We start from the raw sequence: 20,600 nt of genomic DNA, 5'->3' as shown, positions 1-20,600 counted from the left end.
TGCCGCGCATCGAAGGGACGAGAGCGGAAGAAGCCGCTGAAGAAGCGCAAGCGTCCTGTTTCACGTGAAACAGGACGCTTCCCGGTGAGGCTCCCTCAGCGGTCGGCTACGCGACCCGTCAGCCGATCCCCCGCCAGCCCTCGGGGTCCACACCGCCCGGTACGGCCGCCTCGTCGTCGTAGGGCCGGCGCGTGAACACGAACGACCCGATGTCCAGATGGCTCACCGACCCGTCCGGCCGCCGCACGACCCGCAGCACTTCCCCGGCGTAGTACCCCTCCAGGCCGGTCCACGTGCCGTCCCCGTTCGGGCGGAACCGGGAGCGGCGGCCGGAACCCGCCAACGGATCCAGGGACACCAGCCCGTCCGCCGTGAGCCGCAGCGCGAAGGCGTACGTGCCCCAGTACCAGGGGCCGGCCAGGTCCAGCACGGACGGGTCCACGTCGCGCAGCGGGCGCCACGGCTCGGGGATGCGCGGCTCGGCCTCGGCGACGATGCGCACCAGGTCGCTCGCGACCATCGACACCGCCGGTCCGGAGGTGCAGTTGGCCAGCACGACCGCGGCGACGTCGTCCTCCACGCCGAGCATCAGGCTCGCCACAAAACCCGGCAGCGACCCGCCGTGGCCCACCAGCAACCGGCCGTTCCGGCGCTCCACCTGCAGACCGAGCCCGTACGCCGAGCCCGCCGCCACATCCGCGGCCTCGGCCGGGGCGGCGGGCGTACGCATCTCCCGTACGGACTCAGCACCCAGCACCCGGTCGTCGCCCTGCGCGAGGAAGACGGCGAAGCGTGCCAGGTCTCCCGTCGTCGACCACAGCTGGCCCGCCGGTGCCATGCGCCCGAGATCCTCCACGGGCTCGGGCATCAGCACGTCCGCCCAGGGATGCACGGCCCAGCCGCCCGCGTGCGGCGCCTCGGGGCGCACGCTCGTCCGGTGCAGGCCCAGGGGTTCGAGCACTTCACGCCGCAGCACGCTCTCCCACGACTCCCCCCGCAGCTTCTCGACGAGCGCGCCGAGCAGGGCGTATCCGGGGTTGGAGTAGTGGTGCCGCCGGCCGATGGGATGCCGGAAGGGCTGCTCTCCCAGCACGTCGGCGAGTTCGGGACGCAACGTCCCCGGGGTGCGCTCCCACCACGGCCCGGGTGTCTCGGCCGCCAGGCCGCCGGTGTGCGCGAGCAGCTGGGCGATGGTGGCCTCCCCCGCGCCGGTGCCCGGAAGATGCTTCTCCAGCGGGTCACCGAGGTCGAGCAGGCCCTCGTCGCGCAGCCGCAGCACGAGCACGGCCGTGAAGGTCTTGGTGATCGAACCGATCCGGTACTGGGTGTCCGCGTCGGGTGCGTGTCCCTCCACCGAGGTCCGCGCGCCGTGCCACACGGCCCGTCCGCCCCGCACGACGGCCGCGGCCAGCGACGGCGCGCGCCCCTCGGCCTGGGCGACGGCGATGCGGTGCAGCAGGGCGCGACGGGTGCCGGGAAGCAGTTCGTCCTGGGATGTCGTCATGGGCCCAGTCCACCGGACGGGGACAGCCGCAGTCGAGCGGGATTCCGTCGGCCCGGCCCGGCCCGGGCCGGCGAGGCGAGCGGAGTCCGGCCGGCCCGGACCAGGTGCGGGAGCTCGCCACCTGTGTCCGAGGGGATCGCACTGACCAGCGGTTTTCCGGCCTGTCCCACGGCTTGGCCGGAGGGCTCTGTCTCGCAGCCGTGTCGTTTCTCATGGCTGTGGGGACGAGGCTCCCCCACAGCCATGAAAATCAGCGCGGCCTCGCCGGCGCTCCCCGGTTCAGAGGGTTTTGACCGTGCCGCCGTCGATGACGTAGTCGGCGCCGGTGATGTTGCCGGCGACGTCGGAGAGAAGGAACGCGATCAGGGCCGCCACCTCCTGGGGTTCGGTGATGCGGCCGGTGGTGATGTCGAAGGCTTCCGGGATCTGCTGGAGGAATGCGGCGTGCTCTGTCCCGGCTCCGGCCGCCACCTTGCTTCCGAAGCCGTCGGGGTCTTCCCAGATGGAGGTGCGGACCACTCCGGGGGAGACGGTGTTCACGCGCACTCCCTGGGGCCCGAACTCCTCGGCCAGGGACTTCCCCAACGCGGCGAGGGCTGCCTTGGCCGCACTGTAGGCGACCGGGCCGGCGGCGGGCAGCCGGGAGTTGATGGACGAGACGTTGACGATCGCCCCGCGGCGTTCGATCAGGCTGGGCAGGGCCGCGCGGGTGGCGCGGACGGCGCTGAGCAGGTTGAGGTCGAAGACGCGGGTCCACTGGGTGTCGTCGGTGTCGAGGAAGCCGACGGGCTCCACGTCGTCCCCGCCACCGACGTTGTTCACCAGCAGGTCGATGCCGCCGAGTTCGGTGAGGGCACCGTCCATCAGGGCGGTGACGCCTTCGGCGGTGCTCAGGTCGGCCGACACCGTGTGCGCGCCGGTTTCCTTCAGCTCGGGTGTGATGGTGCGGGCGGCGCCGACAACGCGAACGCCTTCGGCGGTCAGGGTCCGGACGGTGGCGAGTCCGATGCCTCGACTGGCGCCGGTGACGACGGCTGTCTTGGCAGTGAGGTTGAGGTCCATGACACCCCGATTCTTGAACTGTAAGTACAAAATATGGGTGGCAGACACTCCGGACGGAACGAGCGCCAGGGTTTGGATCAGAGGGAGTCGACGGTCGCGTCGATCACCCGGACAAGTCGGTCAGGGTTTTCAGTGACGCGCGCCACGAGCCGCAGGCCCACGACCGTGTTCAGCAACAGGCTCCCCAAGGCTGCGGGATCACGTTCGGGTGCGATCTCTCCCGAACGCTGCCCTTCCTCGATCAGTGCACGGAAGGCGTCCTCGGTCCGGGCGAACATGCGCCGGACCAGTTCGGTTGCCGCCTCGTCCGTTCCGGCGAGTTCTGCCGCCGTGTTCACCGCCATGCAGCCCCGGCGGTCCGGGTCGGCGAGATCCGTCCTGGCGAGGAACTCCAGCGTCTTGCGCAGACGCGCCTTGACCGGGCCAGGCTCCTCCAGCATCTCGACCAGAGCGGCGGCCTGGCTGTCGCGATAGCGTCGCAGCGCCCGCTCGAAGAGGGCGCGCTTGCTGCCGAAGGCGTTGTAGAGGCTGCCCTTGCCGATGCCGAGCGCGTCGACGAGGTCCTGCGGGGTGGTTCCGGCATACCCCTTTCGCCAGAACACGTCCATGGCCCGCTCGACGGCGTCATCCGGATCGAACTGCTTGGGCCTTCCCATGCCAGAACCCTGACACCGTTCTTGACCTCCAAGTCAAAAACTGGGGTTGCGCACCTGCGGACGGCTGCGGCCCCCCATGCACCCTCTGCGCCGGCTGCATCCTGCGGCCCGAAACCGCCGCTGATCCGTCAGCCCCAGGGCATCCGCCCGTCGCTGTCGGGGCCTGTTTGAGGCGGACGTCCGGGCGGCTTCAGGACCTGGAAGGGACTTGCTGATCGCTCTCTCGGCCTGCTTCCCCCGAGGGCCGTGGGACGCATGGGACGTCCGCGGACCGCTCGTCCCGGCAGCGGCCCGCCGAGGTCTCGCTCGAGTCGGTGAATCCGCCCGACCAGGTGGACCACTTGGGCGTTCGGAGCGCCGGCCGCGGCTCCGAGGGTGGGATAGGAGGCTGCTGCGGCGAAATCGAGGAGGTGCTCACGGCCGTCCCGGCGATTGAGCGCAGGTCCCAGGAGGGACGGGTACCGGGCCGCGTCAGGTCTGCGCCATGTCCACGAACCGTGAGTAGTGGCCCTGGAAGGCAACCGTGATGGTCGCCGTGGGGCCGTTGCGGTGCTTGGCCACGATCAGGTCGGCCTCGCCCGCGCGCGGCGACTCCTTCTCGTAGGCGTCCTCGCGGTGCAGCAGGATGACCATGTCGGCGTCCTGCTCGATGGAGCCGGACTCGCGCAGGTCGGAGACCATCGGCTTCTTGTCCGTGCGCTGCTCGGGGCCGCGGTTGAGCTGGGAGAGCGCGATGACCGGGATCTCCAGCTCCTTGGCGAGCAGCTTGAGGTTGCGGGACATGTCCGAGACCTCCTGCTGCCGGCTCTCGGGGCGCCGGGACCCACCGGACTGCATCAGCTGCAGGTAGTCGATGACGACCAGCCGCAGGTCGTTGCGCTGCTTCAGGCGGCGGCACTTGGCGCGGATCTCCATCATCGACAGGTTGGGGGAGTCGTCGATGTAGAGCGGCGCGTTGGAGACGTCCGGCATGCGGCGGGCCAGGCGGGTCCAGTCCTCGTCCGTCATCGTGCCCGAGCGCATGTGGTGCAGGGCGACGCGGGCCTCGGCCGACAGCAGGCGCATCGCGATCTCGTTGCGCCCCATCTCGAGGGAGAAGATGACGCTCGGCAGGTTGTGCTTGATCGCCGCCGTCCGCGCGAAGTCCAGCGCGAGCGTCGACTTGCCCATCGCGGGACGCGCGGCGATGACGATCATCTGGCCGGGGTGCAGACCGTTCGTCAGCGCGTCGAAGTCGGTGAAGCCCGTGGGCACGCCGGTCATCTCGCCGCTGCGGGAGCCGATCGCCTCGATCTCGTCGAGCGCGCCCTCCATGATGTCGCCGAGCGGCAGGTAGTCCTCGCTGGTGCGCTGCTCGGTGACCGAGTAGATCTCGGCCTGCGCGCGGTTGACGATCTCGTCGACGTCGCCGTCGGCCGCGTACCCCATCTGCGTGATGCGGGTGCCGGCCTCGACCAGGCGGCGCAGGACGGCCCGCTCGTGGACGATCTCGGCGTAGTAGGCGGCGTTCGCCGCGGTCGGGACCGTCTGGACGAGCGTGTGCAGGTAGGCCGCGCCACCGACCTTGTTGATCTCGCCGCGCTTGGTGAGCTCCGCGGCGATGGTGATCGGGTCGGCCGGCTCCCCGCGGGCGTAGACGTCCAGGATCGCCTGGTAGATGGTCTCGTGGGCGGGCTTGTAGAAGTCCTGCCCCTTGAGGACCTCGACGACGTCGGCGATCGCGTCCTTCGACAGCAGCATGCCGCCGAGGACGGACTGCTCCGCCTCGATGTCCTGCGGCGGCACCCGCTCGAAGGAGGGACCCGCGCCGTCCCACGCACCGTCGTCCCGGCCGCGCTCGTGCTGTTCGTCGCGCAGTCGGCCGCCGTCCCCGCGCCTACGGGCGGCAGGCAGGCGATCACTCGGACCGCTGTCGGCCCACGGGTCGTCCAAGGGCTCGGAAATGCTCACCGAGCGACCTCCTCCCGTCCGCCGAGCGGACCTCGCCGTGCCCCTCTGTTGTAGAACACGCCACTGACAATCGAGCGGCCCGACTCCGACTGAGGCGTGCCGTTTTTGCGGGGGTTTCCCACCCGGTCTGCCACCGGCGTGCGGAGCGGGCGCCGGACCACGGTAGGCCCACGGGCACCACCAGCCAACCTGGTTATCCACAGGCCATGTGGACGACGGCCCCGATGCTGTGGAGAACTCCGCGAAACCTGTGCACGAGCCGGTGGACAGGCCTGTGAACAAGACTTCGACGTCACCCAGAAAGCGCATGTGACCTGCGGATTCTCAGTCCACCGGCTGTGCAGAAGAAAAACTTGCCCAGCCGGCCCAAGATCGCTTCGAACGGTACGCGAGAGCACACGGGGCGAGACGGAAAGTAAGGATCCACTGCCGATTGCGGCTATTACCTGTGGACGATTAGATTGACGGCCATGACATCGGCCCCCGCCTGCCCCGCAGCCGCCCTGCGCCGACACGACCGGGAGATCGTCGCGCTCGCCGTCCCGGCCTTCGGCGCGCTCGTCGCCGAGCCCCTCTTCGTGCTCGCCGACAGCGCGATCGTCGGCCATCTCGGCACCGCACAGCTCGCCGGACTCGGCGTCGCCTCGGCCCTGCTGACGACCGCCGTCAGCGTCTTCGTCTTCCTCGCCTACGGCACCACGGCGGCCGTCGCCCGCCGCGTCGGCGCCGGGGACCTCCCGGCGGCGCTGCGGCAGGGCATGGACGGCGTGTGGCTCGCGCTGCTGCTCGGGGCGGCCGTCATCGCGGTCGTACTGCCCACCGCTCCCGGCCTGGTCGGCCTCTTCGGCGCCTCCGCCACTGCGGCCCCCTACGCGACGACGTACCTGCGGATCTCCGCCCTCGGCATCCCCGCGATGCTCGTTGTCCTGGCCGCCACCGGTGTCCTGCGCGGACTGCAGGACACCAGGACTCCCCTCCGGGTGGCCGTCGCGGGTTTCGTCGCCAACGCCGCGCTGAACGCGGGTCTCGTCTACGGCGCCGGTCTGGGCATCGCCGGCTCCGCCTGGGGCACGGTCACGGCGCAGTGCGGCATGGCCGCCGCCTACCTCATCGTGGTCGTGCGCGGCGCTCACCGGTACGGTGCGTCGCTGCGCCCGGACGCGGCCGGGATCCGGGCCTCGGCGCGCGCCGGGATACCACTGCTTGTGCGAACGCTCTCCCTGCGTGCCATCCTCATGATCGCCACGGCCGTCGCCGCCCGGCTCGGGGACGCCGACATCGCCGCCCACCAGATCATCCTGTCCCTGTGGAACCTGCTGGCGTTCGCGCTCGACGCCATCGCGATCGCGGGGCAGGCGATCATCGGGCGGTACCTGGGTGCGGAGGACGCCCGTGGTGCCCGGGACGCCTGCCGGCGCATGGTGCAGTGGGGCATCGCGGTCGGTGCCGCACTCGGCCTGCTCGTGATCGCGACACGCCCGCTGTTCCTGCCGCTGTTCACGGACGACGTCGGCGTGCGGGAGACCGCGTTGCCCGCGCTGGTGCTGGTGGCGGTCTCCCAGCCGGTCTGCGGCGTCGTCTTCGTGCTGGACGGAGTGCTCATGGGCGCGGGCGACGGGCCGTATCTGGCCGGGGCGATGCTGCTGACGCTGGCGGTGTTCACCCCGGCCGCCCTGCTCGTGCCGGTGCTCGGCGGAGGGCTCGCCGCGCTGTGGGGTGCCATGACGCTGATGATGACGGTCCGGATGCTGACTCTGTGGCTGCGTTCCCGCTCGGGCCGCTGGGTCGTCACCGGCGCCACGCGCTGACGGTGAAGCCGGACGTTTCACGTGGAACACACGGCCGACGGCGAAAGCGAAGGGGCCGCACCCGGACAACGGGTGCGGCCCCTCTCGGCTCCTGGAGTCTCAACTCCTCGAGCCGGACGCGGTGCTCAGGCCGCGACGACCTCGACGTTGACCTTGGCGGCAACCTCGGGGTGCAGACGCACGGACGTCTCGTGGGCGCCCAGGGTCTTGATCGGCGCGCCGAGCTCGATACGGCGCTTGTCGACCTCGGGACCGCCGGCGGCCTTGATCGCCGAGGCGATGTCGGCCGGGGTGACGGAACCGAAGAGGCGGCCGGACTCGCCGGAGCGAACGGCCAGGCGGACCTTCACGCCCTCGAGCTGGGCCTTGATCTGGTTGGCCTGCTCGATGGTCTGGATCTCGTGGATCTTGCGGGCCCGGCGGATCTGCTCGACGTCCTTCTGGCCGCCCTTGGTCCACCGGATCGCCAGCTTGCGCGGGATCAGGTAGTTGCGGGCGTAGCCGTCCTTGACCTCGACGACATCGCCCGCCGCGCCGAGGCCGGAGACCTCGTGGGTGAGGATGATCTTCATGAGTCGGTCACCCTTCCCTTAGCGCGCGGTGGAGGTGTAGGGCAGCAGCGCCATCTCACGGCTGTTCTTGACGGCCGTGGCGACGTCACGCTGGTGCTGCGTGCAGTTGCCGGTCACGCGACGGGCACGAATCTTGCCGCGGTCGGAGATGAACTTCCGCAGCATGTTCGTGTCCTTGTAGTCCACGTACGCGATCTTGTCCTTGCAGAACGTGCAAACCTTCTTCTTCGGCTTGCGCACAGGCGGCTTCGCCATGGTGTTTCTCCTGTGTGATCAAGAAGTTGGGGTACGGCCCCGCCCTCCGACCCGGTCGTGACGGACCGGGGCCTAGAAGGGGGGCTCGTCCGAGTAGCCGCCACCGCCGCCGGAGCCGCCGCCCCAGCCGCCACCGCCCTGGCCGCCGGCGGGAGCGCCGGTCGCCCACGGGTCGTCGGCCGGAGCACCGCCCTGACCGCCGCCGGGGCCACCGCCCCAGCCGCCGCCCTGGCCGCCTCCGCCGCCGTAGCCGCCCTGGCCGCCGCGACCGGTGGTCTTGGTGACCTTGGCCGTCGCGTTGCGCAGGCTGGGGCCGACCTCGTCGACGTCCAGCTCATAGACCGTGCGCTTGATGCCCTCCCGGTCCTCGTAGGACCGCTGCTTGAGGCGGCCCTGCACGATGACGCGCATGCCGCGCTGCAGCGACTCGGCGACGTTCTCCGCCGCCTGCCGCCAGACCGAGCAGGTCAGGAAGAGGCTCTCGCCGTCCTTCCACTCGTTGGTCTGACGATCGAAGGTGCGGGGCGTGGACGCGACGCGGAACTTCGCGACCGCCGCACCGGAAGGGGTGAAGCGCAGCTCGGGGTCGTCGACAAGATTGCCGATGACCGTGATGACGGTCTCGCCTGCCATGGGGAACCTCTCGGCGGGGTGTGCTCTGGCTGCTGGCTTGCTACTCAGAAGTCCCGAGTGCGCTGAGCGGTGGGGCTCAGTGGGTCTCGGGGCGGATGACCTTGGTCCGGAGAACCGACTCGTTCAGGTTCATCTGACGGTCGAGCTCCTTGACGACCGCGGGCTCGGCCTGCAGGTCGATGACCGAGTAGATGCCCTCGGGCTTCTTCTTGATCTCGTACGCGAGACGACGACGGCCCCAGGTGTCGACCTTCTCGACCTTCCCGCCGCCGTTGCGGACGACGGAGAGGAAGTTCTCGATCAGCGGGGAGACAGCGCGCTCCTCGAGATCGGGGTCGAGGATGACCATCACCTCGTAGTGACGCATGTGGAAACCCACCTCCTCTGGACTCAACGGCCACGGTCGTTCCGTGGCAGGAGGGTTGCGATGCGTACGCACCAGCGTCTGCAAGTAAAGCAGGCGCCACTGACAACGGGGGCCAGCAGGCGGAATCACCGGGCGCTCCTTGACGCACCCGGGGCAGACACCGATGCAGACTTTACAGAGTACCCGTACACCCGCTACCGGTTGAAATCCGTCCGCGGTCCCCGCCAATCTGTACACATCGGGTATGTAAGGCGCTACTATGCGCCGTCCTTCGCAGGAGGTGCCCCATGGCACAAGCATTGCGACGACCCAACACCGGAGGCCTCTTCGCCACCGACGGCAGGCCCCATCCGCTCCAGGCCACGCTGCTCGTGGTGACCCTGGCGCTGGGCCTGACGGCCTTCGTCACGGCACTGGCCTCGAGCAGCCTGCACCTGCTGAGCTCCTGGGCCGGTCTGGTGGGCATCCTCACCGGTGCCTACGGCCAGTGGATCTCGGAGACGACCCGCGAACGTTTCGGCCTGATCCTGGGCCTGGGCGCGGCGGGGGTCGGCTTCTTCCTCGGCATGGCGCACGGCGGACTCTTCGGCGGGATCATCAGCTGAGCCACGGGCACCGTTCGCCTGACACTTCTCCTTCACAGAACCCAGCGCCCCGGCGGCCCTGACCGGGGCGGAGGTCGCGTGCGGCCGACCGGGGCGCCCCCCGGGCGCAGTAGGCTTCGGCGCGAGAGCCGGAACCCCTGTACCCATGGGGGACACGCCAGCCCGAGGAGCGCCCCGAATGAGCCTGACCCTGAGGACCATCAGTCGAGAGCAGCATCTGGCCTACATCCAGAGCCTGCCCGCGGCGAGCCACATGCAGGTCCCGGCCTGGGCGGACGTGAAGGCGGAGTGGAGGTCGGAGAACCTCGGCTGGTTCGACGACCGCACCGGTGAGCTGGTCGGCGTCGGCCTGGTCCTGTACCGCCAGCTGCCCAAGATCAAGCGCTACCTCGCCTACCTGCCCGAGGGACCGGTCATCAACTGGTTCGCGCCGAATCTGCAGGAGTGGATCGAGCCGATGCTGGCGCACCTGAAGCAGCAGGGCGCCTTCTCGGTGAAGATGGGCCCGCCGGTCATCATCCGGCGCTGGAACGCCGAGACCATCAAGCGGGGCATCCAGGACCCGGACGTCAAGCGCCTGCGCGACCTGGAAGCCGACTTCATCGAGCCGCGCGCCTTCGAGGTCGCCGACAAGCTGCGCCGGATGGGCTGGCAGCAGGGCGAGGACGGCGGCGCCGGCTTCGGCGACGTCCAGCCCCGCTACGTCTTCCAGGTGCCGCTCGCCAACCGTTCTCTGGAAGAGGTGCACAAGAACTTCAACCAGCTGTGGCGGCGCAACATCAAGAAGGCCGAGAAGGCCGGCGTCGAGGTCGTCCAGGGCGGCTACGACGACCTGCCCGAGTGGCAGCGGCTGTACGAGATCACGGCCGTGCGCGACCACTTCCGGCCGCGTCCGCTGTCGTACTTCCAGCGCATGTGGACGGCCCTCAACAGCGAGGACCCCAACCGCATGCGGCTGTACTTCGCCCGGCACAACGGCGTGAACCTGGCCGCCGCGACCATGCTGATCGTCGGCGGGCACGTGTGGTACTCCTACGGCGCCTCCGACAACATCGGCCGCGAGGTGCGGCCCTCGAACGCGATGCAGTGGCGGATGCTGCGCGACGCCTACGCGCTCGGCGCGACCGTCTACGACCTGCGTGGCATCTCCGACTCACTGGACGAGACCGACCACCTCTTCGGTCTGATCCAGTTCAAGGTGGGCACGGGCGGGCAGGCCGCCGAGTACCTCGGCGAGTGGGACTTCCCGCTGAACAAACTGCTCCACAAGGCGCTCGACATCTACATGTCGCGCCGTTGATCTCGGGTTTTCTGCTTCCATACCCCTCGTATCCTTCGCACCCGAAGTACTCCTCGTACTCCCACACCCCTGACACACCGCAGGCACGAGAAAGGTTCCTGGTCCGGCCATGGCGCTCACGCTCTACGTCGACACCGCGCGCTGGCGGGCGCACCACAAGCACGTGCAGGAGCAGTTCCCGGGGCTGGTCCCGGTCTGCAAGGGCAACGGTTACGGCTTCGGGCACGAGCGGCTGGCGGAGGAGGCCACACGGCTGGGGGCCGACCTCCTCGCCGTCGGCACGACCTACGAGGCCGCGCGGATCAAGGACTTCTTCAGCGGTGACCTGCTGGTGCTCACCCCCTACCGGCGCGGCGAGGAACCGGTGCCGCTGCCCGACCGGGTGGTGCGCTCGGTGTCGTCCGTGGACGGCGTGTACGGCCTCGTCGGCGCCCGCGTGGTCATCGAGGTGATGTCCTCGATGAAGCGGCACGGCGTGCTGGAACAGGACCTGCCGCAGCTGCACGCGGCGATAGAGAACGTCCGTCTGGAGGGCTTCGCCATCCACCTGCCGCTGGACCGCACCGACGGCTCCGACGCCGTGGAGGAGGTCATCGCCTGGATGGACCGGCTGCGCGCGGCCCGGCTGCCGCTGCACACCATGTTCGTCAGCCACCTCAAGGCCGAGGAGCTGCAGCGCCTGCAGCAGCAGTTCCCGCAGACCCGGTTCCGCGCCCGCATCGGCACGCGGCTGTGGCTGGGCGACCACGAGGCGACCGAGTACCGCGGCGCGGTCCTGGACGTCACCCGCGTCTCCAAGGGCGACCGGTTCGGCTACCGGCAGCAGAAGGCCGCCTCCGACGGCTTCCTGGTCGTCGTGGCCGGCGGCACCTCGCACGGCGTGGGCCTGGAGGCCCCGAAGGCCATGCACGGCGTCATGCCGCGCGCCAAGGGCGTCGCCCGCGCCGGCCTGGCCACCGTCAACCGCAACCTCTCCCCGTTCGTCTGGGCGGGCAAGCAGCGCTGGTTCGCGGAACCGCCGCACATGCAGGTCTCGATCCTGTTCATCCCCGCGGACGCACCCGAGCCGAAGGTCGGCGACGAACTGGTGGCCCACCTGCGGCACACCACCACCCAGTACGACCGGCTCGTGGACCGCTGAGGACACCCGACACACGGCCTCTGAGGCTTCTTGAGGCTCCACGGCTGCGCGAAGGGCCGTACACGGAGAAAACCGGTCCGTGTACGGCCCTTCGCGCATGTGTGGTGCCCCTGGTGGCCGTCCCGGCGGTCAGCCGCGGCCGCCCCACTCCACCGCGGGTCCTTCCTCCGCGTGCGCCGCGTGCCGCGCCAGGCGGGCCGCCGGGCCGAGGACGAACACGTCCGCCGCCCCGTCGAGGACCCCGCCGGAGGGATCGTCGTCGCCGGAGAGCCGTACGACGTCCCGCTCGGGCATGAGGACGTCCCGCACGACGACGGCGCACAGGAAGAGCGTGCCCAGCAGGTGCACCGCGATGGCCCAGTGGTAGCCCTCGGTCGGCAGCCCCTTGTGGGCGTTGCCGCTGGTGGTGTACGCGAGGTACATCCAGATGCCGAGGAAGTACGCCACCTCGCACGCCTGCCAGATCAGGAAGTCGCGCCACTTGGGCCGGGCGAGCGCCGCCAGCGGCACCAGCCACAGGACGTACTGCGGCGAGTAGACCTTGTTGGTGACGATGAAGGCGGCCACGATCAAAAACGCCAGCTGGGCGAAGCGCGGGCGGCGCGGGGCGGTCAGGGCGAGCACCGCGATGCCGGCGCAGCACAGCAGCATCAGCAGGGTGGCCAGGGTGTTGACGGTGTCGGTGGTCAGCGGGTCGCTGGAGTTCTGCGCCAGGATCAGCCAGAAGGAGCCGAAGTCGACACCGCGCTCCTGGCTGAAGCGGTAGAACTTCGACCAGCCGTCGAAGGCGAAGAGCATCACCGGCAGGTTCACCACGAGCCAGGAGACCACCGCACCGGCGACCGCGGCGCCGTACGCCCGCCACCTGCCGGCCCGCCAGCACAGCACCAGCAGCGGGCCGAGCAGGAAGACGGGGTAGAGCTTGGCGGCCGTGGCCAGGCCCAGCAGGACGCCGAACGCCAGGGGCCGGCGGCGCGACCACATCAGCAGCGCGGCGGCGGTCAGGGCGCCCGCCAGCAGGTCCCAGTTGATGGTGGCGGTCAGGGCGAAGGCGGGGGCCAGCGCGACGAGCAGGCCGTCCCAGGGGCGCCGGGCGTGTGTGCGGGAGACGCACACGGCGATGACGACCGCGCAGACCATCAGCATCCCGGCGTTGGCCATCCAGTACCACTGCTCCTGGTGCTGGAGGCTGCCGCTGCCCGGGGTGAGCCAGGCGGCGACCTCCATGAACACGCCGGTGAGCACCGGGTACTCGAGGTAGTCCATGTCGCCGGGGAGCTTGTCGAAGTACGGCACCTTGCCGTCGGCGAAGCCCCGGCCGGTGTACAGGTGCGGGATGTCCGAGTAGCAGGCGTGCGTGTACTGCGAGCTCGCTCCGAAGAACCAGCCGCCGTCGTAGCAGGGCGCCTTCTGGACCAGGCCGAGTGCGAACATGCCGACCGCCACGAGTGCGACCACCCGGACCGGGGTCCACCAGGACGTCCCGAACAGGGCGCGCCGCCCCATCGGGCCGCCGATCAGCTCACTGCCGGCGGCGGCGATCTCGTCCTCCCGGGTCGGCGTCACCGGCTCCGGCTCCTGCACGCTCGCGGGCGTCGATTCTGCACTGGGCATGGGGCACATCCTGCCGTACGCGCCGGGGAACACGTCGAGGGCCGCCGCACCTGGTGGGTGCGGCGGCCCTCGTTTCACGTGGAACGCCGGGATGTCCCCCGCTCGGCCCGGGACGTTTCACGTGAAACGCCCCGGCGTGCGCGGTCCGGTCAGCCGGTCGTGCCTCCGAAGAAGCCCCCGTTGCCGTTGCCCCGGGTGTTTCCGCCGACGGTCTCGGTGCTCGTGTCCGTCGGCGTCGGCGTGGTGCCTCCGTCGGTGGTGCCGCCGTTGCCGTTCCCGTTGCCGTTGCCGTTGCAGCCGAAGAAGCCGCAGGTCTGGCTCGGCGTCGGAGACGGCGTCGGGGACGTGACGGTCTCGCTCGGCGTCGGAGACGGCGTCGGGCTCTCCGTCTCGGACGGCGTCGCCGACGGCGTGGGCGTCGGGCTCGGCTGGGCGTTGACGACCTCACCGATGGGCTCCGGGGTGTGGAACCTTTCCACCGGCTCGTTCTTCAGCGCCTCCGCCATGTAGTCGTGCCAGATCTCCGCCGGGAACGAGGCGCCGTGGATCTTCTCCTGGCCACCCGTCCCGTACATCTCCAGGAAGGTCCGGGACTTGCTGTTCTCGTTGTCGTCCAGCCGGAACATGCTGATCGCGGTGGACAGCTGCGGCGTGTAGCCGACGAACCACGCGGACCTGTTGCCGTCGGTGGTACCGGTCTTGCCGGCGACGTCCCGGCCGGGCAGCTTGGCGCTGGTGCCGGTGCCCTTCTCGACCACGGTCTTCAGCACGTCGGTGACGTTGTCGGCCACCTTCGCGTCGAAGGCCTGCTTGGTCTGCGTCCGGTGCTTGAAGACCACTCCGTCCTTGTCCAGGACCTTCTGGACGGAGAACGGGTCGTTCTGCTTGCCGCGGTCGGCGAAGGTGGCGTACGCACCCGCCATGCGGATGGCGCTGGGGTCGGAGATGCCGATGGAGAAGGACGGGTAGTTGGTGCCCGTCAGACTGCTCTCCAGCAGCCCGGCACTCAGCGCGGTCTCCTTGACCTTGTCCAGGCCCACGTCCATGCCGAGCTGGACGTACGCGGAGTTCACCGAGAACTGCATCGCGGTGCGCAGGTCGATCAGGTACTTGGGCGGCGTGCCGTAGGACTCCCCGCCGTCATTGGTCTGCAACCACTCCTCGCCCTTCTCGTTCTTCCAGACGGTGTGGTCGTACTCCCTGATCTTGAGCTTGTTCTGGCCGCTGTAGAGGCTCTTGGGGGAGACGAGGGTGCGCTCGTCCTGCGCCTGGAACGGTTTGAGATGGGGGTTGCGCACGCCCCACTTCATCGCCGCCGCGAGAACGAACGGCTTGAAGGTGGAACCCACCTGCGCACCCGTCACATCGGCGTTGTTGGTGAAGTGCTTGGTGGCGTCCTCACCGCCGTAGATGGCCCTGATGGCACCGTTGGCCGGATCCACCGAGGCGCCGCCGAACTGGACGTAGGTGTCGGTCTTCGGGCGTTTCTTGGGGTCGATGTTGGCCTTCCGGACCTTCGTCACGGCCTTCTCGAGCTCGTTGACCTTCTTCTTGTCGAAGGTGGTGTAGATCGACAGGCCGCCCAGCTGGAGCTTGTTCTGCGTGATCCCCGTCGTCTCGCTGTGCGTGACCAGGTAGCTGTTGGCCAGGTCGACGAGGTAGCCGATCTGGCCGCTGAGCGCGGTATTGGAGCGCGGGTTCTTCCACTTGGGGAGCGTGGTGTACCTGGCCCGCTCCTGAGCGCTGAGATGGCCGTACTTGACCATCTTGTCGAGCGTGTCCTGCATCTGGGCCAGCGCGCGCTTCTGGTTGGCCTGGGCGGTGGCCGTCGGGTCGAGGGAGGTCGCACCCGCCGGGTCGTAGTAGGTGGCGCCCTTGAGCATCGCCGAGAGGAAGGCGCACTCACCCGCGTTGAGGTCCTTGGCGTTCTTGTTGAAGTACGCCTGCGCGGCCGCCTGGATGCCGTAGGCGCCGCGGCCGTAGTAGGCGGAGTTCAGGTAGCCCTCGAGGATCTTGTCCTTGGGGACCTTGGTGCCCACCTTGATCGCGACGAAGATCTCCTTCAGCTTCCGGGAGATCGTCTGCGACTGGTCGTCCAGCATGGCGTTCTTGACGTACTGCTGGGTGATGGTGGAACCGCCCTGCACCTGGCCGCCGCGGGCCATGTTGAACACGGCACGGGCGATGCCCTTCGGGTCGACGCCGCTGTCGCTGTAGAAGGTCCTGTTCTCCTGCGAGATGACCGCCCACTGCATCGCCTTGGGGATCTGCGAGAGGTTGACGATCTGGCGGTTCCTCTCGCCGCCCGTGGCCACCATCTGCGAGCCGTCGGCCCAGTAGTAGACGTTGTTCTGCGCGGTCGCCGTCTTGGCGAGCTGGGGGACGCCCACCATGGCGTACCCGATCCCCGCCGCCACCATCAGGCTCCCCATGAACCCGATGAACAGGCCGGCCATGAGCTTCCACGACGGCACCCAGCGCCGCCAGCCGTACCGGTCCGCGCGCGGGTAGTCGATGAAACGCCGGCCGGCCGGGGGAGCCGTGCGCCCCCGGCCGCGTCCGGGACCGTTCGGTCCGCCCGGGCCGCCGCGGCGGCCCGGGTCGGCCGCTCTGCGCCGGCTGCCGCCTCTCTGCGCCGCCCGCCGGGCTTCGGCGCGCCCCCCGTACGGGCGCGCCTGTTCCTGCGGGCCGTAGGCGGACGAGCCGTAGGAGCTCGAACCGGCCCCGGCTCCGTAGGAGTCGGCGGGGGACCCCGTGTCGCCTAGCGGTGCCGCACGGCGGCCGGAGCCGGACTGGCCGCGTCGGGCAGCGGCACGCCCGCCACCCTGCGGCTGCGGCGGTTTGCGACGGTGCTCGCTCATCGAACGACTACTCCTCGGGCAGGCGCACCCTTGCGCGCCTGGAAACGGCGGCTGGTTTCCCGGTCCCCCCGAAGTACGGACGCGGTCGTGCCCGCATTCACCCGTACTGCACCGAGGACCAGGACGCGCTCCCCTGTCACTCGGTTCCCGGTGGTGTGCATGGCGCACAGACTACGCACCGCCAAAACGCGCCGATGACCGAACTTCACCCCAAACCAGGCAACTCGCTTCCAACGAATCGGCGATGTGATCCCGTTCACCCTCCCCCCTCTTGTCGCACCCGGAAGCCCGTTCTATCGTCTGGATGTATCGAGTCGATACATCAGCGCGACATAGTGACCGTCACGGCACGTCCGCGGCAGAGAGGAGGCGACGATGGGCCGGCGCTCCGGGATACTCGAGTTCGCCGTGCTCGGCCTGCTCCGCGAGTCCCCGATGCACGGCTATGAGCTGCGCAAACGACTCAACACATCACTGGGTGTGTTCCGTGCGTTCAGTTACGGAACGCTCTACCCGTGCCTCAAGACGCTGGTCGCAAACGGCTGGTTGACCGAGGAGACGGGCGACGCCGGCGACGACGCCCTCGCCGCTTCTCTCGCAGGACGTCGCGCGAAGATCGTCTACAGGTTGACGGCGGAGGGTAAGGAGCGCTTCGAAGAGCTGCTCTCGCAGACCGGCCCGGACGCGTACGAGGACGAGCACTTCGCCGCACGGTTCGCCTTCTTCGGGCAGACCTCGCGCGACGTGCGGATGCGCGTCCTGGAGGGCCGCCGCAGCCGCCTGGAGGAGCGCCTGGAGAAGATGCGCGCCTCGCTGGCGCGCACCAGGGAGCGCCTCGACGACTACACCCTCGAGCTCCAGCGCCACGGGATGGAGTCCGTGGAGCGCGAAGTGCGCTGGCTGAACGAGCTCATCGAGAGCGAGCGGGCCGGGCGGGACCTCCGGGACACCCGCGCCCGGGGGACCGGAAAAACCGGGGAGACCGGGCCCGCCTCGCGGGACAGCACATATGGAGCGACGGGCGGCCTGCCCCGGCCGGGGGACGCGCCCCGGCCGGATACGCCCGACGACACCACCACGTGAGACCCGGATCGAGGGCCTCACTCGTACACACAGGGAGCAACCTGAATGGGTTCGGTTCGCGTAGCCATCGTCGGCGTGGGCAACTGCGCCGCATCGCTGGTGCAGGGAGTCGAGTACTACAAGGACGCCGACCCGGCGACCAAGGTCCCCGGCCTGATGCACGTCCAGTTCGGGGACTACCACGTCGGTGACGTGGAGTTCGTCGCCGCGTTCGACGTCGACGCCAAGAAGGTGGGTCTCGACCTCGCGGACGCCATCGGCGCCTCCGAGAACAACACCATCAAGATCTGCGACGTGCCCCGCACCGGCGTGACGGTCCAGCGCGGCCACACCCTCGACGGCCTCGGCAAGTACTACCGCGCCACCATCGAGGAGTCCCCGGAGGAGCCGGTCGACGTCGTCCAGGTCCTCAAGGACAAGCAGGTCGACGTCCTGGTCTGCTACCTCCCGGTGGGTTCCGAGGAGGCGGCGAAGTTCTACGCCCAGTGCGCCATCGACGCCAAGGTCGCCTTCGTCAACGCCCTGCCGGTCTTCATCGCCGGCACCAAGGAGTGGGCCGACAAGTTCACCGAGGCCGGCGTGCCGATCGTCGGCGACGACATCAAGTCGCAGGTCGGCGCCACCATCACGCACCGTGTGCTGGCGAAGCTGTTCGAGGACCGGGGCGTCATCCTGGACCGCACGATGCAGCTGAACGTCGGCGGCAACATGGACTTCAAGAACATGCTCGAGCGCGAGCGCCTGGAGTCCAAGAAGATCTCCAAGACGCAGGCGGTCACCTCGCAGATCCCCGACCGCGACCTCGGCGAGAAGAACGTCCACATCGGCCCGTCCGACTACGTCGCCTGGCTGGACGACCGCAAGTGGGCCTACGTCCGTCTGGAGGGCCGCGCCTTCGGCGACGTGCCGCTGAACCTGGAGTACAAGCTGGAGGTCTGGGACTCCCCGAACTCCGCCGGCGTCATCATCGACGCCCTGCGCGCCGCGAAGATCGCCAAGGACCGGGGCATCGGCGGCCCGATCCTGTCCGCGTCCTCGTACTTCATGAAGTCCCCGCCGGTGCAGTACTCGGACGACGTGGCCCGCGAGAACGTGGAGAAGTTCATCCGCGGCGAGGTCGAGCGCTAGGGCCCATCCGTCCACGGCCTGTTGAGGGTCCCCGGGTCGCACGGCCCGGGGACCCGCGTAGGTGAGGCTCTCTTCCATGCCCGTCGTCCGCGACCTGCGCGTCCTGCTCCGCTTCCGCGGCTTCCGGCACCTGCTGGCGATCCGGCTGCTCTCCCAGGGTGCCGACGGCGTCTACCAGGTCGCGCTCGCCGCGTACGTCGTCTTCTCCCCGGAGAGGCAGACCTCGCCGGCCGCCATCGCCTCCGCGATGGCGGTGCTGCTGCTCCCCTACTCCCTGGTCGGCCCCTTCGCCGGTGTCCTGCTGGACCGCTGGCGGCGCCGCCAGGTCTTCCTGTACGGCAACCTGCTGCGCGCCGCGATGGCGTCCGCGACGGCGCTGCTGATGGCCGCCGCCGTCCCCGACTGGCTGTTCTACGTCTCCGCGCTGTGCGTCACCGGTGTCAACCGCTTCGTCCTGGCGGGCCTGTCCGCCTCGCTGCCGCGAGTGGTGGACGCCCCGCGGCTGGTGCTGGCCAACTCGGTCACCCCCACCGCCGGCACGCTCGCGGCCACGGCGGGCGGGGGCCTGGCGTTCGCCGTGCGGCTGGTGGCGGCGGACTCCGACGTCGCCGTGGTCCTGGTGGGCGCCGCGTTGTACCTCGCCGCGGCGCTGGCCGCCCTGCGCGTGCCGCCGCGGCTGCTCGGGCCGGACGAGGAGTCGGTGCCGCCCCGCCTTGCCGCCGCGTTCGCCGGTACCGCGCGCGGCATGGCGGCCGGAGTGCGCCATCTGGCCGAGCCGGGGCGACGTGCGGCCGCCCGCGCGCTGGCCTCGATGACGCTGGTGCGGTTCTGCTACGGCGCGCTGACGGTCCTGCTGCTGATGCTGTGCCGCTACGGCCTGACGTCGACGCCTCAGGAGGGGCTGCGCCTGCTGGGACTGGCGCTGGGGGTCTCGGGTGCCGGGTTCTTCGCGGCGGCCGTGGTGACGCCCTGGGCGGCGGGCCGGCTCGGACCGACGCGCTGGATCGTGGTCTGCGCGGCGTGCGCCGCGGTGCTGGAACCCGCCCTGGGCCTGTCCTTCGCCGTCGTCCCGCTGCTGCTGGCGGCCTTCGTCCTGGGTCTCACCACACAGGGCACGAAGATCGCCACGGACACGGTGGTGCAGTCCTCGGTGGCCGACGGCTTCCGTGGCCGGATCTTCTCCGTCTACGACGTCCTGTTCAACGTCGCCTTCGTCGGCGCGGCCGCGCTCTCCGCCCTGGTCCTGCCCCCGGACGGCCGCTCGGCCCTGCTGGTGGTGCTGGTCGCGGCGATCTACGGAGCGGTTGCGATCTCTATGGGGCGGTTTGCCCACCGATAAGTGTCACATCAATGCCACAGAGTCTCCCTGGGCTACAGAGTTGTCAGTGGCGGCCGGTACTTTACGTACGTCTTATACGCGCCATGTACGCGCCACTCTTCTCTGCACAGGGGGACTCCCACGTGACTACTCCGCCGCCCCACGGCCAGAACCCGTACGCCCAGGCACCCACGGCCCCCGTGGACCAGGCCGCCCAGCCGGGAGTTCCGCCGCAGCAGCCCTACCCGCCGTTCCCGCAGCAGCAGGGCGCTCCCTACCCTCCGCAGCAGGGCGCACCCGTCCCGCCGCCCACGCGTCCGGCCGGCCGGGCGGGCAAGAAGGCGGTACGGATCATCGGTGCCATCGTCGTCGCCATCATCGTCGGTGTCATCAAGTTCGGCATCGGCTGGTGGGCGAGCGAGACCGACGCCGAGACGACGTCGGTGGGCTCGTGCATGCACAACGACGGCACGACCGCCAACCCGGACCTCAACGAGGTCGACTGCTCCTCCAGCGAGGCCCAGTACAAGGTCGTCCAGAAGTTCGACGGCACCAGCGACGACAGTAAGTGCGAAGCCGTCAAGGAAGCGACGATCTCCTACTACCAGTACGGCAACGGCCACAACGTGGTGCTCTGTCTGAAGGAGACCAAGTAACTCGCCAAAGGAGCCAGTAGGAGACCGGCGGCTCCGCAAGCGCCTGGATGTGCCGGGGGGCGGTGTTTCACGTGAAACACCGCCCCC

At 69.7% G+C, this 20,600-nt stretch carries 18 protein-coding genes; 8 read left to right on the top strand and 10 right to left on the bottom strand.

Annotation, left to right across the window (positions count from 1 at the left end; all coding sequences use genetic code 11):
- Positions 1-118: 118 nt before the first annotated feature.
- From IE225_RS31275 to dnaB, 4 genes are all read right to left on the bottom strand, one after another.
- Positions 119-1,504 (bottom strand): serine hydrolase domain-containing protein, encoded by a 1,386-nt coding sequence (locus IE225_RS31275; RefSeq protein ID WP_190061041.1) that lies wholly within the window; start codon positions 1,502-1,504, stop codon positions 119-121.
- Positions 1,505-1,783: 279 nt separating this feature from the next.
- Positions 1,784-2,566, bottom strand: coding sequence for an oxidoreductase (locus tag IE225_RS31270; protein WP_190061040.1), 783 nt, complete (start codon positions 2,564-2,566; stop codon positions 1,784-1,786).
- A 77-nt stretch (positions 2,567-2,643) separates the two neighbouring features.
- Positions 2,644-3,222 (bottom strand): TetR/AcrR family transcriptional regulator, encoded by a 579-nt coding sequence (locus IE225_RS31265; protein WP_190061039.1) that lies wholly within the window; start codon positions 3,220-3,222, stop codon positions 2,644-2,646.
- Positions 3,223-3,693: 471 nt separating this feature from the next.
- Positions 3,694-5,172: a replicative DNA helicase gene (dnaB, locus tag IE225_RS31260; RefSeq protein ID WP_190061038.1), complete on the bottom strand. Its 1,479-nt coding sequence runs from the start codon at positions 5,170-5,172 to the stop codon at positions 3,694-3,696.
- A gap of 470 nt (positions 5,173-5,642) precedes the next feature.
- Here dnaB and IE225_RS31255 point away from each other — a divergent pair, with 470 nt between their 5' ends.
- Positions 5,643-6,980: an MATE family efflux transporter gene (locus IE225_RS31255; protein WP_190061037.1), complete on the top strand. Its 1,338-nt coding sequence runs from the start codon at positions 5,643-5,645 to the stop codon at positions 6,978-6,980.
- Between the two features lie 125 nt (positions 6,981-7,105).
- On the opposite strand, the gene rplI is transcribed toward IE225_RS31255, so the two are convergent.
- The 4 genes from rplI to rpsF all read right to left on the bottom strand — a co-directional run bounded on the left by rplI (position 7,106) and on the right by rpsF (position 8,807).
- The gene (rplI, locus tag IE225_RS31250) at positions 7,106-7,552 is read right to left on the bottom strand and encodes a 50S ribosomal protein L9 (RefSeq protein ID WP_190061036.1); all 447 of its coding nucleotides are present in this window, start codon (positions 7,550-7,552) and stop codon (positions 7,106-7,108) included.
- Between the two features lie 18 nt (positions 7,553-7,570).
- Positions 7,571-7,807, bottom strand: coding sequence for a 30S ribosomal protein S18 (rpsR, locus tag IE225_RS31245; RefSeq protein WP_190061035.1), 237 nt, complete (start codon positions 7,805-7,807; stop codon positions 7,571-7,573).
- Positions 7,808-7,879: 72 nt separating this feature from the next.
- Positions 7,880-8,440 carry a single-stranded DNA-binding protein gene (locus tag IE225_RS31240; RefSeq protein ID WP_190061034.1) on the bottom strand — a complete coding sequence of 187 codons (561 nt, stop codon included), beginning with the start codon at positions 8,438-8,440 and terminating at the stop codon, positions 7,880-7,882.
- 76 nt (positions 8,441-8,516) lie between these two features.
- Entirely contained in the window at positions 8,517-8,807 is a 291-nt protein-coding gene (rpsF, locus tag IE225_RS31235) for a 30S ribosomal protein S6 (protein ID WP_190061033.1), read from the bottom strand.
- A gap of 287 nt (positions 8,808-9,094) precedes the next feature.
- Between rpsF and IE225_RS31230 the strand changes: the two genes are divergently transcribed.
- From IE225_RS31230 to IE225_RS31220, 3 genes are all read left to right on the top strand, one after another.
- A complete protein-coding gene (locus tag IE225_RS31230) occupies positions 9,095-9,412 on the top strand; it encodes a hypothetical protein (protein WP_190061032.1) in 318 nt (105 codons plus the stop codon).
- Between the two features lie 178 nt (positions 9,413-9,590).
- Entirely contained in the window at positions 9,591-10,712 is a 1,122-nt protein-coding gene (gene femX, locus IE225_RS31225) for a peptidoglycan bridge formation glycyltransferase FemX (RefSeq protein ID WP_190061031.1), read from the top strand.
- A gap of 109 nt (positions 10,713-10,821) precedes the next feature.
- The gene (locus IE225_RS31220; protein ID WP_190061030.1) at positions 10,822-11,853 is read left to right on the top strand and encodes an alanine racemase; all 1,032 of its coding nucleotides are present in this window, start codon (positions 10,822-10,824) and stop codon (positions 11,851-11,853) included.
- A 129-nt stretch (positions 11,854-11,982) separates the two neighbouring features.
- On the opposite strand, the gene IE225_RS31215 is transcribed toward IE225_RS31220, so the two are convergent.
- The gene (locus tag IE225_RS31215) at positions 11,983-13,467 is read right to left on the bottom strand and encodes a glycosyltransferase family 87 protein (RefSeq protein WP_190061029.1); all 1,485 of its coding nucleotides are present in this window, start codon (positions 13,465-13,467) and stop codon (positions 11,983-11,985) included.
- 149 nt (positions 13,468-13,616) lie between these two features.
- Positions 13,617-16,328: a transglycosylase domain-containing protein gene (locus tag IE225_RS31210; protein WP_190061028.1), complete on the bottom strand. Its 2,712-nt coding sequence runs from the start codon at positions 16,326-16,328 to the stop codon at positions 13,617-13,619.
- A gap of 375 nt (positions 16,329-16,703) precedes the next feature.
- Between IE225_RS31210 and IE225_RS31205 the strand changes: the two genes are divergently transcribed.
- From IE225_RS31205 to IE225_RS31190, 4 genes are all read left to right on the top strand, one after another.
- Positions 16,704-17,411, top strand: a complete 708-nt coding sequence (locus tag IE225_RS31205; protein WP_190061027.1) for a PadR family transcriptional regulator — start codon at positions 16,704-16,706, stop codon at positions 17,409-17,411.
- 45 nt (positions 17,412-17,456) lie between these two features.
- Positions 17,457-18,539 carry an inositol-3-phosphate synthase gene (locus IE225_RS31200; protein WP_190061026.1) on the top strand — a complete coding sequence of 361 codons (1,083 nt, stop codon included), beginning with the start codon at positions 17,457-17,459 and terminating at the stop codon, positions 18,537-18,539.
- Between the two features lie 76 nt (positions 18,540-18,615).
- Positions 18,616-19,878: an MFS transporter gene (locus IE225_RS31195; RefSeq protein WP_190061025.1), complete on the top strand. Its 1,263-nt coding sequence runs from the start codon at positions 18,616-18,618 to the stop codon at positions 19,876-19,878.
- Positions 19,879-20,000: 122 nt separating this feature from the next.
- A complete protein-coding gene (locus tag IE225_RS31190; protein ID WP_190061024.1) occupies positions 20,001-20,513 on the top strand; it encodes an LppU/SCO3897 family protein in 513 nt (170 codons plus the stop codon).
- Positions 20,514-20,600: the final 87 nt, after the last annotated feature.

This window comes from Streptomyces echinoruber, assembly GCF_014651135.1.
Classification (GTDB): domain Bacteria; phylum Actinomycetota; class Actinomycetes; order Streptomycetales; family Streptomycetaceae; genus Streptomyces; species Streptomyces echinoruber.
The sequence above is the reverse complement of the archived record's forward strand: the minus strand, read 5'-3'. Positions and strand labels throughout refer to the sequence as shown.

Excerpts from the sequence above, each read along its gene's own strand:
- rpsF (WP_190061033.1), bottom strand. The coding sequence starts at position 8,807 with ATGCGTCACTACGAGGTGATGGTCATCCTCGACCCCGATCTCGAGGAG.
- IE225_RS31230 (WP_190061032.1), top strand. The coding sequence starts at position 9,095 with ATGGCACAAGCATTGCGACGACCCAACACCGGAGGCCTCTTCGCCACC.
- IE225_RS31275 (WP_190061041.1), bottom strand. The coding sequence starts at position 1,504 with ATGACGACATCCCAGGACGAACTGCTTCCCGGCACCCGTCGCGCCCTG.
- IE225_RS31210 (WP_190061028.1), bottom strand. The coding sequence starts at position 16,328 with ATGAGCGAGCACCGTCGCAAACCGCCGCAGCCGCAGGGTGGCGGGCGT.
- IE225_RS31215 (WP_190061029.1), bottom strand. The coding sequence starts at position 13,467 with ATGCCCAGTGCAGAATCGACGCCCGCGAGCGTGCAGGAGCCGGAGCCG.
- IE225_RS31205 (WP_190061027.1), top strand. The coding sequence starts at position 16,704 with ATGGGCCGGCGCTCCGGGATACTCGAGTTCGCCGTGCTCGGCCTGCTC.
- IE225_RS31220 (WP_190061030.1), top strand. The coding sequence starts at position 10,822 with ATGGCGCTCACGCTCTACGTCGACACCGCGCGCTGGCGGGCGCACCAC.
- IE225_RS31200 (WP_190061026.1), top strand. The coding sequence starts at position 17,457 with ATGGGTTCGGTTCGCGTAGCCATCGTCGGCGTGGGCAACTGCGCCGCA.
- IE225_RS31195 (WP_190061025.1), top strand. The coding sequence starts at position 18,616 with ATGCCCGTCGTCCGCGACCTGCGCGTCCTGCTCCGCTTCCGCGGCTTC.
- IE225_RS31255 (WP_190061037.1), top strand. The coding sequence starts at position 5,643 with ATGACATCGGCCCCCGCCTGCCCCGCAGCCGCCCTGCGCCGACACGAC.
- rplI (WP_190061036.1), bottom strand. The coding sequence starts at position 7,552 with ATGAAGATCATCCTCACCCACGAGGTCTCCGGCCTCGGCGCGGCGGGC.
- femX (WP_190061031.1), top strand. The coding sequence starts at position 9,591 with ATGAGCCTGACCCTGAGGACCATCAGTCGAGAGCAGCATCTGGCCTAC.
- rpsR (WP_190061035.1), bottom strand. The coding sequence starts at position 7,807 with ATGGCGAAGCCGCCTGTGCGCAAGCCGAAGAAGAAGGTTTGCACGTTC.
- IE225_RS31240 (WP_190061034.1), bottom strand. The coding sequence starts at position 8,440 with ATGGCAGGCGAGACCGTCATCACGGTCATCGGCAATCTTGTCGACGAC.
- IE225_RS31270 (WP_190061040.1), bottom strand. The coding sequence starts at position 2,566 with ATGGACCTCAACCTCACTGCCAAGACAGCCGTCGTCACCGGCGCCAGT.
- IE225_RS31265 (WP_190061039.1), bottom strand. The coding sequence starts at position 3,222 with ATGGGAAGGCCCAAGCAGTTCGATCCGGATGACGCCGTCGAGCGGGCC.